Origin of the sequence: Erythrobacter crassostreae, from assembly GCF_019204045.1 — a bacterium.
GTDB classification, from domain to species: domain Bacteria; phylum Pseudomonadota; class Alphaproteobacteria; order Sphingomonadales; family Sphingomonadaceae; genus Erythrobacter; species Erythrobacter crassostreae.
On the sequence record NZ_JAGSPC010000001.1, the window covers coordinates 1,335,023 to 1,352,475 of the forward strand.

Consider the following 17,453-nt stretch of genomic DNA (forward strand, 5'->3'; position numbering starts at 1 on the left):
ATGCGAAGACGCGCCATTCTGCTCGCCCTCGGCACGCTGTCGATGCCTCTTGCGGCGCAGGAGGCTCCTCAGGCGCAGAGGCCGCAGGAAATGGCAAAGGCCGAGGTACCCGAGCCGCCGCCCATTCCCGACCTTTCGAGTCCCGAAGGCAAGCTCGGCGATGCGCGAAAATATGTGGTCTTCCATAAGGCGGATACCACTTACGAAGCGGCGCTTTCCGATGTGAAAGAATGCGCCGCGCATTCCGGTCGGCTAGTCCAGCGAAAAGCCAACACTTTCGTCCCTTGGGGACGCGATGATGCCGGCAACGCTGTCGCATATGACGGCGGTCAATTCGGCTTAGTAGGCTTTGCCATCGCGTCGATCATCGATGGCCCGATTGAACGTTCGATCCGGCAATCGAGTATGATCCGCTGCATGACGCCGCGCGGATATGTCCGTTACCGGGCCAACAAGGATCAGTGGCAGGAACTGTTCGAGACCGGTGAGAATGGATCAGAATTGCTTGCAGCGATTGCTGCTGGCCCTGTGCCGCCAACGCCGGAGGCCAAGCCATGATCGGGCGTTTCATCACAGCCTGCGCGCTCGCACTTACCCTGCCTGTATCCGCTCTCGCCAAAGACGACACCAGCTTTGCCCAATTGCGCAAGGAAGAGGCCGTCACGGTCAATCCTGAAAAAGCCTATTTCCTTTTCCGGGTGCCCGACGCTGCCAATTCCATATTCTTCCTGCGCGTCCCGTCGAAGGCTGATCTGGCGGCCTATGAAACGGCAAAGCGCGCCGAATATGATCGCAAGAAGCGCAAGATGCCTTACGAAGAATTTGTCTTCGATTGGGAAGAGGTGCCAAACCTGTTTGAAGTGCGGCCCAAGCGCAAATATGTTGAAATTGGCGACAAATTGCGGGTCCAGATCGTCGAAGCGCCGGCTGGCGAATATGTCGTCTACGGTGTCGGCTACAACGGCTATATGTATCAATGCAATTGCATGGGTACGGTCGGTTTCGTAGCGGAGCCAGGCAAAGTGACGGACTTGGGCACGTATCTCGTTTCAAATGCGTGGGACCCTTCGCCGCATCCCGAGCTCAAAGATGAAAGCGGGCTTGGCCGTGTCGCGCGGATGGATTTCGGCATGTTCGCATTTGGTATCCGGCCGGTTGAGGGCGAGGCGTTTGTACCGGCACAATTGGCGGGTTCTGAAATCGTGCCCGCGCCGTATCGCGCAATCGGACCATGGGTAGATCGGCGGCGCATTCACGCAAACCGGCTCGCTGCCATTCCTGGCGTGCTCGAATATCGCGAAGGCATACCCTTCGACCCAGTGACCGGTGACGAGCTGCGCTTGTCGCTGCATAACTAGGGCAGTTTAGCTACGCCTGCCTTTTTGCGCGATGTGTTCAAATGTCGCTCTGATACAATCCCGCCTGTCAGCTTTCTGGCTATGCCCCGCGCTTAAAGGTGCAGAGTGGAGAACCGGCTATTTTAGGGTTGCAACTCAGCATCATGGGGCTAGCTTCAGCGCAGGGATTTTCAAGGGGGTCATTCATGACATTCGCAGCTATGCGAGCATTCGTCGCTTGCGTTCTTTCAGCGAGCCTTTTGCTCGTTTCAACACCATCGATGGCATCGGAAAAAGCGGGCGTGCGGCCGGGCTTTGAAGAGAGCCAGATTGCCAATGAGAAAATCGTTCTTTTCCGGCCGGCTGTGAAAGTCGGAGAAAAGTCGATGGCTGGTATTTTCGAGCCGCGCGCCGAATGGACGGATGAAGCGCGCAAATTGATGGATGCGGAACTTATCCGCGCTCAATCGCGCCTGTCGAACGAGCTTACGCCACTCGGTGATATGGTTGGCGATGACGCAGAAATGGTCGCGGAATACGAGGCGCTGTTTGCCTCGGTTGCGAACTCGATCATGTTCCACCAATTCTTTGTCGGCAACCGTTTGCCGACCCAAAAAAAGGGCGATTTTGACTGGACACTGGGCGGAGAGACCAAGCGTCTCGCCGAAATGACGGGCGCGAATTATGGCCTGTTTATCTACACCGAAGATCACTATTCTTCGGGCGGTAACAAGGCGATGCGGATCATTTTCGGTGTCGGCGCACCGCCGCTCCACATCGGATACGCGGGCCTCGTTGACTTGAATACGGGCCATGTTCTGTGGCTCAATGCCGATGCGCAAATGGGCGGAGATGTTCGCAATGCAGAAGGCATGGAAAAGCGGGTCCGCCAATTGCTTGAAGACTTCCCCGGTTCTGTCGCAGAAGAAGGCTGATGCCTTTTCTAGACAAAGCCGCGCTGGCTGCGCTTTGCATTGGAATTGCAGGACCTGCTCTCGCTCAAGATGCGGAGCAGCCCGCAGAGTTCCCGCCTTACTCGGTGTCGTATGAACCGACGGATATTGACGAACGCGGTCTGTGGCAGAGTTTTGATGAGGTGGAGCGCCGGGTTAAGACCAGCAAAGACCTTATCCGGGATGAGGGGCTCAATTCCTATCTGAAGCAAGTCCTATGCGATTCTGTGGGTAGCGATCGCTGCGATGCAGTGCGGATTTATATTGTTCGCGATAGCTCGTTCAATGCCAGCATGGCCCCGAACGGGATGATGATCGTGAATTCCGGCCTGCTTTTGCGGATGCGGAACGAGGCAGAGCTTGCTTCGGTTCTGGGTCACGAATTTGCCCATTTTGAACAACGCCACTCGCTGCGTATTTTCCAGAAATTGCGCGGCAGCACGGACATAATGGCAGTCGTCTCCGGCGTGGTCGGGGTTCCGATTGGCAGTCTGTTCCTGCTCGATGTCTTCAGTTTCAACCGCGATATGGAGGTGGAGGCCGATTTGCTCTCTGCCGAATACCTCGCAGCGTCAGCCTATCCCAGTCAGGCGTCGGCAGATCTCTGGGTCCGGATGATTGACGAGGACGAGGTGCGCGCAGTCGAACGCAAACGCCGGAGCCGCAATCGCCGCGGTGCGTGGTTTGATAGCCATCCTGCGCCGAAAGAACGTTCAGTCTATCTGGCGGAAGCAGCGGCTGAATATGCTGATGTCGGTGATTTCCGGGTGGGGCCCTATGCCTCCGCGCTGGATACACACCTGCTGACTTTTTACGAAGATCAATTGCAGCGCAACGATTTCGCTGCGTCCGAATTTATCCTTGATGAAGTGGCCGGCGATAACTGGCGCGCGATCCACTATGTGATGGAGGGTGAGCTTCATCGCAAACGAGGCGAGCCAAGCGATCTGGTGACAGCGGAAGATGCCTACCGCGAAGCAATTTTTCGCGGCACGGAACTGCCCGCCGCATGGAGGGGGCTTGGCCTGACTCTGATGCGCGCAAGGCGCAAGCAAGAGGGCGCTGATGTCCTCGCAACCTATCTGGAAAAGGCGCCTGATGCGCCTGATGCACCAATGATGCAGATGATGATTAAAGGATCGCAATGATGCTGATGAAATCTTCGAAATACGCTCTGGCCCTCGCGGTCGCGACAGTCGCCATTACGCCGGCACCTGCGGATGCGCGCTGGAAATTGGTCAAGGTTGAACGGGTCGAAGCAGGTAAGGGCGCGCTGATCGTCACACCGCAGACCGAATGGAACCGCCGCAATCGGCGTCCCTCAAAGAATGGCGAGATTTGGACCAAAGACGGCTTCGGCCTGAACCAACTGCACCTGATCGGGCGTGTTGGCGATGGTGAAACTCTTTTCAAGGACAGGAAGAAGAAAACCCGCCCGATGCCAAAGGTGCAAAGCGATATGCTGATCACCGATCTGGCCGAATTGTTTGAGGCGAGCTTCTCGATTGAATATGATGTGACGCAGTTTGACGTGACCTCGCTGGAGCCGTCAACACTTGGCGGTGAGGACGCGATCCTGATGCGCTATGAATATGCGCTACCCAACGACGCTTTGGTCCGCGTTGGCGAAGCACGGCTTGCGTGGAACAACGGCGAAGTTTACCTGATCAATTTTTCCGCACCTGAGCTGCACTATTTTGGTGCCTCAATTGAGGAAGTTCGCGCGATTATGGACAGCGCTTCGCTGAACTAGCAGGCAGGCCCCTGCGGAGGCGTCGCACAGAGATTTGAAAAGCCGCCGGTGCATATCGCTCCGGCGGCTTTTTCGTGGCGTTATCCATTTGTGCCCTGGCCGAACAATCGGTGCGCTCTTGTGATGCAGGTTGGACCACCCACTTGGTGCAGCAACAACCAATAGAAAGGGCATGCAATGGCCACCATTCTTATCACCGGCGCGACCGATGGTATTGGGCTGGAGACTGCGAAAAAATTCGCGGGCAAGGGCCACACCCTGCTGCTGCACGGACGCAGCGCGGACAAATTGAAAGCGGCGGTATCGGCGGTCCATCAGGCTGCACCCGATGCGCAGGTACAAACATACCGCGCTGACTTTGCCGATCTGAAGCAGGTTTCCGCCATGGCGCAGCAGATCGTTAAGGGTCACGCCGCGATTGATGTGCTGATCAACAATGCGGGTGTGCTGAAACTGCCGGAGCCGGTGCTGCCCAGTGGGCACGATACGCGCTTTGTTGTGAACACGTTTGCCGTTGACGTGCTTACACGCGGTTTGCTTCCGATCATTGGTGAACAGGGCAGGGTGGTCACTTTGTCTTCCGCTGCGCAGTCACCTGTCGATATCGACGTGATGACTGGACGCAAAGCCAGCGGGCAAGCGATGGATGCCTACGCTCAAAGCAAATTGGCGGTCACCATGTGGTCACGGGCGATGGCCCTGACGCATCCGAAGGGGCCAGCCTTCATCGCAGTCAACCCAGGCTCTCTGCTCGCCAGCAAAATGGTACGAGAGGGGTTCGGCGTTGCAGGCAAGGATCTATCGATTGGCGCGGATATCCTTGTCCGCGCGGCAGAAGATGCGGAACTCGTGGACGCAAGCGGACGCTATTTTGACAATGATGCGCGCGATTGGGGGCGCCCTCATAGCCATGCGGAGGATGACGACCGATCGGCAAAGATGGCGCAGCTTATCACGGAAACTGCGCAAGGCTTGATCTAGGCCGCGCAAACGGAAGGGCCGCCGGAGCATGTCGCTCCGGCGGCCCTTTCTGACTTGCTCTGAAATCGCGGCTTACGCGGTTTTCGTGCCTGTTACCGGCATCGCGCCAAATGCGCCTGCGTTCACATTGCCAGCGAGCGTTTCGCCTTCGATGGTTGCTTCGCAATCGAGCGTCATCGGCATTGGAACGGTCATGTTCATTTTCCAGGTGAGGGTGTTGCCATCAACCTTGCCGTCTTCGACATCCATTGAACCCATTCCGCCGGCCATGTTGCCGCTGAATGTGCCGTCGCCGTTGTCAACAACGGTGAAAGTGCCAGCTTGATCGCCCATCGGGCTTTTGACTGTGGTGCTGTAAGAACCGGAAAGTGACATCGTGTTTCTCCTTGCGTGTCGGGGGTAATCATTCACCCCATCATTGATTTCGAGCGTAGTCCTGCGTGGTTGCGCAGCGAAACTCTTGATCCGTTGTTTACACGTGTGTCAGTGCCATTCAACCGGATTCCGGCTTGATTGAGAGGCGCAAAACAAAGGGCGGAGGCCGCTTTCGCATGCCTCCGCCCTTGGTATTCATTCAAAGCCCTGTAGGCCGTAGCGTCACTCTTCGGTTGGAAGTTCGCGAACTTCCAATGGCAGGCCGAGTTCTTCGAGCTGGCCTTGTACCTGACTGGCATCGCCCACGACGACCCAGACGAAGTTTTCTACGTCCAGCGCTTCACGTGCGGCTGCATCTAGGCTGCCTGCGGTCTGGCTTTGATACTTCTCAACCAGTGTTTCGTAATAGTCGTCCGAACGGTTGTAGAGAGCGTTGCTGCGCATCGCCCCCAGTACCGCTGGCGACGTTTCGAACCGGCCCGGCAATTCGCCGACTTCCGCTGCGACGTTGCGCTCCAGTTCCTCAGGTGTGACACCGGATGTGGTGAGGAATTCTGAAGTCTCACGGATCATCTCCGCGACGCTTGGGCCAGTCTTGTCGGCCTGAACACCGCCGGAGATCGCATAGACAACCGCGTTTTCCTGAGCCTGTGGCCCGCCGCGAACACCATAACTCCAACCCTTTGTCTCGCGCAGGTTCATATTGAGCCGCGCGAGGAAGTTTCCGCCAAGCGAATTGTTGGCGTTGGTGAAGTCGATGTAATTCGCGTCGCTTGCGTCAAGTCCGGTCAGCTGAGCGCCAACAATCACGCTTTGCGGCGAGTTCGGACGGTTGATCAGGATGACACGGTTGCCCGCTGTTGCCTGACCGGTGCTTGCAAATGACTTTGTGCCTTTTGCCGCTGTCGGAGCAGACCAATCACCGAACACGGCGTTCAGAGCGTCTGCCACTTCGGCCATCGGACGGTCGGAGATAACGAACACTTCGCCATTGTCGGGACGGATCCAGCTGTCCTTAAAGCCGAACAGATCATCGCGGGAAATTGAAGAGACACTCTCTACGGTGCTGCTTGCACCATAGGGGTGATCGTTACCGAAGATTTCCGGGCCGATTGCGCGGCGCGCGATGCCTTGCGGTGATTTAAGCTGCTGCTTGATGCCGGTAATGGTCTGGGTGCGCACACGCTCCAGATCGGCTTCGGCAAAAGCAGGCTCGCGGATGATGGAGCTCATCAGTTCCAGCGAAGGCGTCAGGTTCGAAGACAGCGCGGAAAGCGTGAAAGTCGAACGGTCTGCGCCGCCGCCAGTACCGATAGTCAGGCCAAGACGCTCTCGCTCTTCGGCGATTTCTTGGCTCGACATGTCGGCGGTGCCTTCATCGAACAGCGACATGGTGAGGTCTTCGAGACCGCGCATATTGGACGGATCAGCCGCACTGCCCGCGTTGAAGGACATTGTGACGTAAGTCGCTGGAACGGCGTCACGCTGGGCGTAAGTCATCTTCATCCCGTTCGCGAGCGTGGTGCGCTCGATGTCCGGAAAATCGAGGGTCGCAAGTGAGCCAATCGGCGGTGCAGGACGCTCCACTGAAACAGCGATAGTGTTGTCCGCAGGTGCCGCTTCTTCTGCGCCTTCCTCGGTTTCGACACTGGCTGCTTCCTCGTATGTCGCATCGCGCTCACCCGGTTCGAGTACCAGGGTGAAGGACGGACGCGTCATCCAATTCTGCATCGCGGCTTTCACATCTGCCGGCGTCAGTTTGGCGAGAACATCGAAGTTCTTCTTGTAGTTTGCCGGATCACCGGCGAGCACTTCACCGCGAGCAAGCGTAACGGCCTTGCCGCCAAACCCGCCTACCTGTTCAAGACCGCGAATGGTTCCGGCCAGCTGGCTGGTGGCCGCACGGCGGACTTCGTCTTCGTTGGGACCTTCTGCGATGTATTCCGCGATCAGTTGATCAAGGCGGGCTTCAAGCTCGGCCAGATCACCGCCCGGTTTCAGAGTGGCACTTACGGACAAAATTCCGACGCGCTGGAAATCGAAATTGCCGGCAGAAACGCCGACAGCCAGTTGTTCATCACGGACAAGGATTTCGTCGAGACGGCTGGATGCCAGCCCGCCAAACACGCTCGCACCGATGTTGAGCGCAGTTAGCTCGTCACTTGTGATGCCCGGCACTGGCCAGTATTTCGTGATCGTGGTCGCTGCGACCTGATCTTTCATCACGCTGCGGATATCTTCGGGAAGAACCGGAATTTCGGCCTGCGCCGGATTGTTCACCGGACCTCGCGCAATCGGGCCGAACCATTTTTCCATCATTGGCCGCGCTTCGGCTGCCGAGATGTCACCGGCCAGAACGACGGTCGCATTGTTGGGGCCGTATTTGTCGCGGAACCAGTTGCGCACATCGTCCATCGATGCGCTGTCGAGGTCGGCCATCGAACCGATGACCGAGTGGCCATAGGGGTGGCCTTCGGGGAACATCTTGTCGAGGATTTCATAGAATACGAGGCCGCCGGGCCGGTTATCGCCCTGACGTTTTTCGTTCTGGACAACGCCGCGCTGGTTATCGAGCTTTTCCTGCGTCACCGCGCCGAGCAGATAGCCCATGCGGTCGCTTTCCAGCCACAGCGCGCGTTCGAGCGCAGGGCGGGGCACGGTCTGGAAGTAGTTCGTACGGTCGAAATTGGTGGTGCCGTTGTAATCGGTCGCGCCCATTTCCTGCAGATACTGGAAGTAGTCGGCAGGCGCGTTTTCCGAACCGTTGAACATCAAATGCTCGAACAGGTGGGCAAATCCGGTTTTGCCGGTTGGCTCGTCTTTGGAGCCGACATTGTACCAGACCGCTACGCCGACGACGGGTGCTTTGCGGTCTTCGTGAACGATCACAGTCAGGCCGTTCTCGAGCTCAAATTCTTCATAAGGGATGCCAACCTGCGCAACGAGATCGGTAAGATCGCCGCCCTTCGCCATATCGCCATGCGCGTGGTCCCCGTGGCCATCAGCCAATGCCGGGGTGATCGGTGCGACAGTTGCCAGCGCGATCGCGGCGAAACTGGTGGTGGCCAGGCGCGTGCCTGTTTTTAGAACGGACATAGGTATTCTCCCCAAGAAGCTTCGATTGACCTAAACGTGGGTGTTAGGCCGGTGTATTGCAACGGTAAATCAGTCCCCGTTGCTTACAGTGTAGCGTTGCTTTGCGTTAGCGATCACATCTTCGCGCCAGAAGTAGACCGGCTTCAATTTGTGATCGACGAACAGCTGCATCTGGTCGGTGTGATGCGGACTTTCTGGCCGCGTGATTGCAGCACCAAAGGGCTGGATGGAGCGCGAGAACACGGGCTCCCCGTCATTCCATTCAACCCATTGGATAAAGCTATCCCCATGGACGAGGCTTAAACGGCCATCATCATGCACTTCCCAAGTGGTCGATGCGCGCAATGTGTCAGAACCTCCATCGAGCGGCAGATCAACATCGCCCTGACGCAGGCGGAGAAGGTCGCTCATTGGTGGATCAATCCGGCCAAAATGCTCCATCAAATGGTCGACGGCCTTTTGCAGATGCTCTTTCACGTCAGGCGCGCTGCCTCTGTTTTGATATTCGGCGGACATAAAGTCGCGGATCATCAGCAAAGCAAGCGCATCGGCTGGACCTTCATTGTCTGCAGTGAAATCCCATTCGAGCAGCAGGTCGCGCGCACGTTCCAATTCAAACTGGCCTGTGTCCTTCATCCGAGGCGGGAATTCCATCGCTTCCAGACCGGCGAACATATCTGCGACGTAGCCTTCGCGTTCGTAAGCCGTGTCATACTTGATCCGCTCCAGATTCGCGCGGTCGAGCAGACTGGATTCGGACAACAGTTTGTAAGCGCGGCGCGAACGGTTTGTCTGTTTTAGCTCGACGCCGAGAATGGGCGAGATGCTTTCTGGATCAATGTCATCAGAAGCGCCTGCCGCTGTGAAAGGCTCGTTGTTCGCGTTGTACAGCCAACCCGAAGATGGATTGATGACCTTTGGAATCTCTTCGTAATCGACAGAGCCTTCCCAGATCAGATCGCTGCGATTGCCATCAAGCACGCTGCGCCAGTTGGCCTCGACATCCTCGGGCCGGTCAGGGATCGCTGCGTTATAGAGGTAGGCGATATTGCCCGTTTCATCCGCGTAGATGAAGTTGGTCGACGGGATCGCCATACGGGCCATCTGTGTCTGCCATTCTTCAAAATTGGTCGCTTTGTTGATGCGGTAATAGGCATCAAGTTGATCGACGCTGTCCATTCCGCCGTAGCGCACCGCGAAAAACCCGTTGTCGTTTTCGATCACTGGCCCGTGAATGCTGCGGTGAATCTTACGCGGGATCGGCAGCACAACCGGCCCCATACGCACAGGTAGGAACACGGTCTTCGTCTCCAGATCGCGCCATTCCCCGTCTAGCCTATACTGATCGCTCGCCTCGTTCATCTCCAGCTTGTAAATGTCGGCCATGTCTGGGCGATTGACGGTGTTGGTCCAACCGAGATGACGGTTGTGGCCTAGAAACGGGAACGGCGATCCGGGGAAGTTTGCTCCGGTAAAGTGCCAGCCTTCCTCGCTTTCAACGGTCAGTTCATACCACGCCACTCCGCCGCGCAGCGGCTGGTGAGAATTTGAGATCAGCGTAGTTGGCCCGCCTGATTTGTCTGGCGATACAGCCCATGCGTTGGAACCCAGCATGCCGGCATCATCGCCCCATGGCAGCGGGTGAACGCCATTCATGGCCATATGTTCGGTGCCCGCCTCTTTCGCAGGCTCCGATCCATCGCGCGGGAAGCCGGGAATGTCGGGGCCGAATTCTTTGCGCAGATCGTCCCCTGCAACCAACGGACCGACAACATTGGAAAGGCCATAGAAAAACGGCTGACGAAGCACGAAACCGGCGGCTACATCTTCACCGTTGACCGGGAAAAGATTGGTTAGTTTGACCTCGTCAGGATGTTCCTCTGCATATTGGTTGAGGCCAGCGGCGAACGCTTCAAACAGAGCGCGGCTGTCTTCGGGCAGTTTGGGATATTCGCGTGTCGCCGTGCCGCGCGCGTCCAGCAGGTGGTAGACATAATCAAACGTCGCGCCTTCTTCGCCAGCGATTGCGCCGTAACGCCCGCGGCTCATCGCGACGACATCTTGCAAGGTGAAGAAGTCGTCTTCCGCCTGAGCCATGGCCACGCCAAATGCGACATCTGCATCGGTTTTGCCGTAAATCTTTGGTACGCCGAATTCATCGCGGATAATCTCTGCCGAATATGTGCGATCCGGCGGAGCCTTACCGCTGCCTGCCGCAATCGGCTCCCACGTCGCCAGAATGACGAACGCGACAATCAACAACACGACCAGCGTAAAGGCGCTGCGTTTCACCCATGACATATTCGAAATCTCTCCAAATCTCTCTTGGATGAGAGCATTGCCTTCGGGCAGGGTAACGTCAAGCATGTTGCAGATGAGGCAGGCCACTTGCAAAACTGGCGATTTGAACCCACCTATTCGAGTAACACACCTCGCGGGTTCGAAAGCGCGGGTCGGAAGAATTTAGGCAAAGGGAACAGGCACCCATGAATCTCGAAAAGTTCACAGATCGCGCCAAAGGCTTTCTGCAAAGCGCTCAGACTGTCGCGATCCGGATGAACCATCAGCGAATTACCCCGATGCACTTGCTTAAGGCGCTGCTCGAAGATGAAGAGGGCATGGCCGCCGGTTTGATCCAGCGTGCAGGCGGTGAAGCGGCTTTGGCTGTTAGCGCGGTTGATGCAGGGCTTGGCAAGATCGCCGCTGTCACCGGCGGCGGTGCGCAGCAAACGCCGGGTCTGGACAATGATGCCGTGCGCGCGCTCGATCAAGCAGAGCAGATCGCGGAGAAAGCGGGCGACAGCTATGTCACTGTTGAAATGCTGCTCGTTGCCTTGGCGCTTGCTCCGGGTGCGACGGGCGAGGCCATGAAAGCCGCGAGCGTGACGCCGCAGAGCCTGAATTCGGCAATCGATCAACTGCGCGGCGGCAAGAAGGCCGATAGCTCGAATGCTGAGGCAACCTATGATGCCATGAAAAAATTCGCCCGCGATCTGACGCAAGCGGCGCGTGACGGTAAACTGGATCCGGTGATTGGCCGCGATGAGGAAATCCGCCGGACAATCCAAATTCTCGCCCGTCGCACCAAGAATAACCCTGCCGTGATCGGTGAGCCGGGCACGGGTAAGACAGCCATTGCCGAAGGACTCGCGCTGCGTATTGCCAATGGTGATGTGCCCGACAGCCTCAAAGGGCGCACGCTGATGTCGCTCGACATGGGGTCTTTGATCGCAGGCGCGAAATATCGCGGCGAGTTTGAGGAGCGGCTCAAAAGCGTTCTCGACGAAGTGAAGAACGCCGATGGACAGATCATTCTGTTCATTGACGAGATGCACACCCTGATCGGGGCGGGCGCTTCTGAAGGGTCTATGGATGCCTCCAACCTGCTGAAGCCTGCTCTCTCGCGCGGCGAGCTGCATTGTATCGGTGCAACCACGCTCGATGAGTATCAGAAATATGTCGAGAAAGACCCTGCGCTTCAACGCCGTTTCCAGCCGGTCTATATCGAAGAGCCGAGCGTCGAGGATACAATCAGCATCCTGCGCGGCATCAAAGATAAATATGAGCTGCACCACGGCGTGCGGATCACCGATAGCTCGATTGTGGCAGCCGCCAAGCTGTCCGACCGGTACATTCAAAACCGCTTCCTGCCAGACAAAGCCATCGATCTGATGGACGAGGCCGCGAGCCGGATCCGCATGGAAGTCGAGTCGAAGCCCGAAGAGATCGATGAGCTCGACCGCCGGATTATCCAGCTCAAGATCGAAGAGAGCGCGCTCGCCAAAGAAGAGGATGCGGCTTCGCGTGAACGGCTCAAGGCGCTGCTCGAAGAGCTTGCCAATCTGGAGCAGGAATCCGCCGAACTAACCACCCGCTGGCAGAACGAGCGCGACAAGATTGAAGCCGAAGGCAAGATCATGGAGCAGCTTGATGCCGCGCGGCTGGAATTGGAACAGGCGCAGCGCACGGGCGATCTCGCGAAAGCGGGCGAGCTGTCTTACGGCACGATCCCTGAGTTGGAGAAGCGGCTGGAAGCGGCCGAAGACCTGACCGATGACGCGCTCCTGCGTGAAGAAGTGACCGAAGAAGACATCGCCAGCGTCGTTGCGCGATGGACCGGCATCCCGATGGAGCGGATGATGGAAGGCGAGCGCGAAAAGCTGCTCGATATGGAAAATATCCTGGGCAAGCGGGTGATCGGCCAGAGCGATGCGATCACTGCGGTGTCCAAAGCCGTGCGCCGCGCGCGGGCAGGGCTTCAAGATCCCGGCCGGCCGCTCGGCAGCTTCCTGTTCCTCGGCCCAACCGGTGTCGGCAAGACGGAACTGACCAAGGCGCTTGCCGGGTTCCTGTTTGACGATGATCAGGCGATGGTTCGCATCGACATGAGCGAATTTATGGAGAAGCATTCGGTCGCTCGCCTGATCGGCGCGCCTCCGGGCTATGTTGGCTATGACGAAGGCGGTGTGCTGACAGAAAGCGTGCGCCGCCGCCCGTATCAGGTGGTGTTGTTTGACGAAGTCGAAAAAGCGCACACCGATGTGTTCAATGTACTGCTGCAAGTGCTCGATGATGGCCGCCTGACGGACGGGCAGGGCCGCGTCGTCGATTTCTCGAACACGCTGATCATCCTGACATCAAACCTTGGCAGCCAGTTCCTCTCTAACCTTGGCGATGATCAAAAGGTCGCCGATGTTGAAGATCAGGTCATGGATCAGGTGCGCGGACATTTCCGCCCGGAATTCCTGAACCGCCTGGACGAGATTATCCTGTTCCATCGCCTCGCGATGGAGCACATGGCACCCATCGTCGCGATTCAGGTGAAGCGCGTGCAGAAGCTGCTGGATGATCGCAAGATCACGCTCGACCTGACGGAAGCTGCGCTCAGGTGGCTTGGCAGGGTTGGATACGATCCCGTTTATGGTGCACGGCCATTGAAACGAGCCGTTCAGCGTTACCTTCAAGATCCCCTCGCCGAAAAGCTCCTGGATGGCACCGTCACGGATGGAACGACTCTTAAAGTGGATGAAGGTGACGGCGAGCTGATCATGACCGCGGCTGAGTGAGTCGCGGCGAGAAACTTGCTTTCGCAAATTTAGCATAAATGCATAGAGGGTGGATTGTTTCGTGCGAGCCGCTCTCTTTTGTATTTATCGCAAAGCTATAATCGCACAAAATTACGAGACTGGATTCTGTCTGTGGGATTAACGCAACACAGGGTTTAAAAGTTGTGAAGCTGCTGCGCCTTCTTTGACATCAAACAGTCACTATTGCACACCTCTACCACCGCAGGGGCTTTGTTGCGGCGCGAGCAGGGGATTCGCACATCATGTTTGGGTAAGACGTGATCTGCGAAATGTGTTCGTCCGCAAAGCAAAGTTCCAGTTGTCGCAACTGGAGTTATCATGAAAAAGTTTCACAGCAATTCCGTGAAGGCATTGGCGTTTTCGGCTTCGGCCCTCGCATTTGTCGTCGCAGGTCCCGCATATGCGCAGGACGAAGGTCAAGAGCAGTCTGAAGACGAAGAAGAGCAGGTCGATGTAACGTCGGACGAGCCAGAGAGTCAGGATCAGGGCCGTATCACGGTTACCGGCTCACGTATTGTTCGCGATACGTACAGCTCGATCTCGCCGCTTCAGGTTCTCACCACCGAAGCATCGCAGGAAGCCGGTCTTTTCGATCCTTCGCAAATTCTCCAGCGTTCTGAGAGCGCCTCTGGTCAGCAGATCGACGCGACCTTCCAGGGCTTCGTTCTCGACAACGGCCCGGGTTCGGTAACACTGAACCTTCGCGGCCTTGGTGCTGACCGTACGCTTTTGATGATCAACGGCCGCCGCCTCGCACCTGCTGGTGTTGAAGGCGCTCCTACCGTGCCATCGCTCAACCTGCTTCCAGGTTCACTGATCGACCGTTATGACCTGCTGCTTGACGGCGCGTCTTCGGTTTACGGTTCAGACGCTGTTGCCGGTGTTGGTAACGTGATCCTTCGTAAAGACTTTGACGGCCTCGAGCTGTTCGGTCGCGGCGAGATTAACCCGCAAGGTTCTGGCGAAGACTACTCTATCAGCGCCGCTTGGGGCTTTAACACTGACCGTGCCTTCTTCGGCATTGGCGCAGAATATGATCATCGTGATGCGCTCCGTCTGAGCGACCGTGACTTCTTCCAGGGTTGCAACACCCAGTTGGAGCTTACATCGACCGGCGAAATCCGCCGTCTCGGCATCAACAACCAAGCGAACGCTCTGGCCGATTCGGGTGGCACAATCACCACTTCGACCAGCGAATGTGCGCAAAACGGCTTTAACGGCCGGATCAGCATTCCGTTTACAAGCGTCGGTTCGGTGTATTTCACCGAAGGCGCCAGCAACAGCGGTATTCCTAACTTCAACGAATCGTTCTTCGCTGGTTCGCCAGTCGATGGAAACGGTGATGGAATCCAGGATGTTGACTTCCTCAACGAGCAGAACCTGAACGGCATCAACCCCGAGCAGATTTTCCTGAGCGAGCAGAACCTGTTCAACGTGATGGCTTACGGTGAGTACACCTTCCCGGGTGAGGCGAACATCACGCCTTACTTCGAAGCGCTGTATTCGCGTGCTGAAATCTCGGCGGACAACGAATTCTTCGCCCAGATATTCCCGTTCGTTCCGGATGATAACCAGTTCAACCCTTGTAACACTGCAGTGACCGGCGTTGATTGCCGTGCCGATACCGAGGCTTCGCTGCCTGGTTCCGGCCGTAGCGCACTTGGCCCGATCTCGGTTCGTCCGATTTTTGCGATCCAAGGCGACCGTAACAACACCGATGTTGTTCAAGAGCAGTATCGCGGTGTTCTCGGTGTTCGCGGCGATCTGCCGTTCATCGGTTCAAGCTGGACCTTCGATGTGGCAGGCGTTTACTCGCGCGCAGAAGGTACTTCGAACGTTCGCGGTATCCGTGAAGATAAGCTCGCTTTTGCACTCGGCATCGATCCTACCCAGGATTTCGATGGCGACGGCATCTTTGACAACAATGGTGATGGCATTGCCGATGACTACATCTCGGGCCAGACATTCGGTACCGGTCTGATTTCTCAGATCGTTGGCGATCCAGCGTCGATCACTCCTTGTGATGCAACGGCACTGGCTAACCCAGATGCAGCACTTTCTGATCTGACCCAGGGCTGTGTTCCGGTTAACCTGTTCGCACCTAGCGTACTCGGTGTCGGTCTTGGTGATTTCGAAACGGCGGCAGAGCGCGATTACGTGTTTGGCGACCGGTCTTTTGACACCACTTACGAGCAAGTCACACTGAACGCATTTGCGACTGGTGATCTGTTCGAACTTCCTGCTGGCCCAGTTGGCGCAGTGGTTGGTGTTGAATATCGTTTTGACCGTATCGCATCGAACGCGAACTCGGTTGCGTCTAACGGCCTCTTCTTCGGCTTCTTCGCCGATAGCGGTGCTGTTGGTTCGAAGCGTATCTTTGAAGCATTCGGTGAAATCGACGTTCCGTTGATGGCCGGTAAGCCACTGGTTGAAGAGCTCAACGTAAACCTCTCGGGTCGTGTAACGAACGAGCAGTTCTACGGCACGAACTTCACCTACGCGATCAAAGGCGGCTGGCGTCCGATTTCGGAACTGCTGGTGAAGCTCAGCTACGGTACTTCGTTCCGTGCGCCGAACCTTCGTGAGAACTTCCTCGGATCGCAAACAGGCTTTAACACCCTGTTTGACCCGTGCGCCGTTCCTGACGATGCGTTTAACGACGTAACTGGCACGTATGATGCGACACAGGATGATCGTGAAGACTTCATCCTCGCAAACTGCGTTCGCGAAGGCCGTGATCCAACATCGGCTGGTCTGCAAGACGATCCAGCTGGCGGCGGTTCGCTTCCTCCGATCCAGAACCCGAGTGTTGAGATTGCTCGTGGCGGTAGCCTCGACATCAATCCTGAAACATCGCGTTCGATCACTGCGGGTATGGCGTATGAAGATACCTGGGGTAGCGATTTCGACGTTAGCCTCGGCATCAACTACTTCGACATCAAACTCGAAGATTCGATCATCTCACCAAACGGTCAGTTCATTCTGAACGATTGCTATGGCCGTGATGATGGTACTGTCAGCCCGTTTTGTGATCGTATCTCGGTCTCGACAACTGGCACGCAGTTGGTTTCGGACATCTTCGCCGGGTTTATCAACCTGAACGAAGAGAATGTTCGTGGTCTCGATTTCAACGCCACCATGGGCAAAGAAGTCATGATCGGCGGCACAAGCGTCGATTTTGGCCTTAACGTCCGTGCTAACCACCTGATCGAGCGTAGCACGCTCTTCATCAACGATGATGGTTCGCCAACATTTGATGATGATGCAGGCGAGTTCAGCCTTCCGAAGTGGACCGGTACGGCCACGTTCACAGCTGACATCGACGATCTGCGTTTCACTTGGCAGACCCGTTACACCGGCGCTGTTGAGCAAGACGCTGATGGTATCGATGATTTCTCTGATGCATTCGGCTTCGGTCCTGACGGCACAGCAACCGGCTTCGTCGGCAACACCTGCCTCGGCGGTGGTTCGCGTGACGCAAACGGTGTTCCAGACGGCATCGTTGCTGGTGACGGCGTATTCTGCCGTGACGTAGGTTTCGCAGACGAAATCTTCTACCACACTGCATCGCTGCGCTACCGTGCTGATAACTTCACGGTTATCCTCGGTGTCGACAACATCTTCGACACATCACCGCCACAGGTTGACGGCGGCGAAGTGCTCGCGATTGCCAACACCGCGATCGGTAACGGCTACGATTACGACGGACGCGAGTTCTTCGGTTCGATCCGTTTCGAATTCTAAGGCCTAGCCTGGGAATTTAACGAAAAAGAGCGGCCCCTCGCACTTGCCGAGGGGCCGCTTTTTTGTTTTACTGTGTTTGTTCGAGCCGCTGGACGGGAGGCCAGGCGACTCATCAAGGACATACATT

11 protein-coding genes are annotated in these 17,453 nt (G+C 56.7%); 8 read left to right on the top strand and 3 right to left on the bottom strand.

Annotated features, from left to right (window positions below; all coding sequences use genetic code 11):
- From KCG46_RS06540 to KCG46_RS06565, 6 genes are all read left to right on the top strand, one after another.
- Entirely contained in the window at positions 1–558 is a 558-nt protein-coding gene (locus tag KCG46_RS06540; RefSeq protein WP_218404474.1) for a hypothetical protein, read from the top strand.
- On the top strand, positions 555–1,358 hold the full coding sequence (locus KCG46_RS06545; protein ID WP_218404475.1) for a hypothetical protein: 804 nt from the start codon (positions 555–557) through the stop codon (positions 1,356–1,358). Before KCG46_RS06540 ends, KCG46_RS06545 begins: the two co-directional genes overlap by 4 nt.
- Before the next feature lie 185 nt (positions 1,359–1,543).
- Positions 1,544–2,272, top strand: a complete 729-nt coding sequence (locus KCG46_RS06550) for a hypothetical protein (protein WP_255551806.1) — start codon at positions 1,544–1,546, stop codon at positions 2,270–2,272.
- Positions 2,272–3,438, top strand: a complete 1,167-nt coding sequence (locus KCG46_RS06555; protein ID WP_218404476.1) for a M48 family metallopeptidase — start codon at positions 2,272–2,274, stop codon at positions 3,436–3,438. The genes KCG46_RS06550 and KCG46_RS06555 overlap by 1 nt, the downstream gene beginning before the upstream one ends.
- Positions 3,439–3,443: 5 nt before the next feature.
- Positions 3,444–4,043 (top strand): hypothetical protein, encoded by a 600-nt coding sequence (locus KCG46_RS06560; RefSeq protein WP_218404477.1) that lies wholly within the window; start codon positions 3,444–3,446, stop codon positions 4,041–4,043.
- Between the two features lie 177 nt (positions 4,044–4,220).
- The gene (locus KCG46_RS06565) at positions 4,221–5,024 is read left to right on the top strand and encodes an SDR family NAD(P)-dependent oxidoreductase (protein ID WP_218404478.1); all 804 of its coding nucleotides are present in this window, start codon (positions 4,221–4,223) and stop codon (positions 5,022–5,024) included.
- Positions 5,025–5,096: 72 nt separating this feature from the next.
- Here the strand turns inward: KCG46_RS06565 and KCG46_RS06570 are convergent, their stop codons facing one another.
- The 3 genes from KCG46_RS06570 to KCG46_RS06580 form a co-directional block, all read right to left on the bottom strand.
- A complete protein-coding gene (locus KCG46_RS06570; RefSeq protein WP_218404479.1) occupies positions 5,097–5,399 on the bottom strand; it encodes a hypothetical protein in 303 nt (100 codons plus the stop codon).
- Between the two features lie 222 nt (positions 5,400–5,621).
- The gene (locus KCG46_RS06575) at positions 5,622–8,495 is read right to left on the bottom strand and encodes a M16 family metallopeptidase (protein WP_218404480.1); all 2,874 of its coding nucleotides are present in this window, start codon (positions 8,493–8,495) and stop codon (positions 5,622–5,624) included.
- Positions 8,496–8,564: 69 nt separating this feature from the next.
- Positions 8,565–10,796: an acylase gene (locus tag KCG46_RS06580; RefSeq protein ID WP_218405347.1), complete on the bottom strand. Its 2,232-nt coding sequence runs from the start codon at positions 10,794–10,796 to the stop codon at positions 8,565–8,567.
- A 185-nt stretch (positions 10,797–10,981) separates the two neighbouring features.
- Here KCG46_RS06580 and clpB point away from each other — a divergent pair, with 185 nt between their 5' ends.
- Together clpB and KCG46_RS06590 are read left to right on the top strand one after the other, a co-directional pair.
- The gene (gene clpB / locus KCG46_RS06585) at positions 10,982–13,561 is read left to right on the top strand and encodes an ATP-dependent chaperone ClpB (protein WP_218404481.1); all 2,580 of its coding nucleotides are present in this window, start codon (positions 10,982–10,984) and stop codon (positions 13,559–13,561) included.
- A 339-nt stretch (positions 13,562–13,900) separates the two neighbouring features.
- Positions 13,901–17,326 carry a TonB-dependent receptor domain-containing protein gene (locus tag KCG46_RS06590; RefSeq protein ID WP_218404482.1) on the top strand — a complete coding sequence of 1,142 codons (3,426 nt, stop codon included), beginning with the start codon at positions 13,901–13,903 and terminating at the stop codon, positions 17,324–17,326.
- The last annotated feature ends 127 nt before the right edge of the window (positions 17,327–17,453 follow it).

Excerpts from the sequence above, each read along its gene's own strand:
- KCG46_RS06540 (WP_218404474.1), top strand. The coding sequence starts at position 1 with ATGCGAAGACGCGCCATTCTGCTCGCCCTCGGCACGCTGTCGATGCCT.
- KCG46_RS06545 (WP_218404475.1), top strand. The coding sequence starts at position 555 with ATGATCGGGCGTTTCATCACAGCCTGCGCGCTCGCACTTACCCTGCCT.
- KCG46_RS06550 (WP_255551806.1), top strand. The coding sequence starts at position 1,544 with ATGACATTCGCAGCTATGCGAGCATTCGTCGCTTGCGTTCTTTCAGCG.
- KCG46_RS06555 (WP_218404476.1), top strand. The coding sequence starts at position 2,272 with ATGCCTTTTCTAGACAAAGCCGCGCTGGCTGCGCTTTGCATTGGAATT.
- KCG46_RS06560 (WP_218404477.1), top strand. The coding sequence starts at position 3,444 with ATGAAATCTTCGAAATACGCTCTGGCCCTCGCGGTCGCGACAGTCGCC.
- KCG46_RS06565 (WP_218404478.1), top strand. The coding sequence starts at position 4,221 with ATGGCCACCATTCTTATCACCGGCGCGACCGATGGTATTGGGCTGGAG.
- KCG46_RS06570 (WP_218404479.1), bottom strand. The coding sequence starts at position 5,399 with ATGTCACTTTCCGGTTCTTACAGCACCACAGTCAAAAGCCCGATGGGC.
- KCG46_RS06575 (WP_218404480.1), bottom strand. The coding sequence starts at position 8,495 with ATGTCCGTTCTAAAAACAGGCACGCGCCTGGCCACCACCAGTTTCGCC.
- KCG46_RS06580 (WP_218405347.1), bottom strand. The coding sequence starts at position 10,796 with ATGTCATGGGTGAAACGCAGCGCCTTTACGCTGGTCGTGTTGTTGATT.
- clpB (WP_218404481.1), top strand. The coding sequence starts at position 10,982 with ATGAATCTCGAAAAGTTCACAGATCGCGCCAAAGGCTTTCTGCAAAGC.
- KCG46_RS06590 (WP_218404482.1), top strand. The coding sequence starts at position 13,901 with ATGAAAAAGTTTCACAGCAATTCCGTGAAGGCATTGGCGTTTTCGGCT.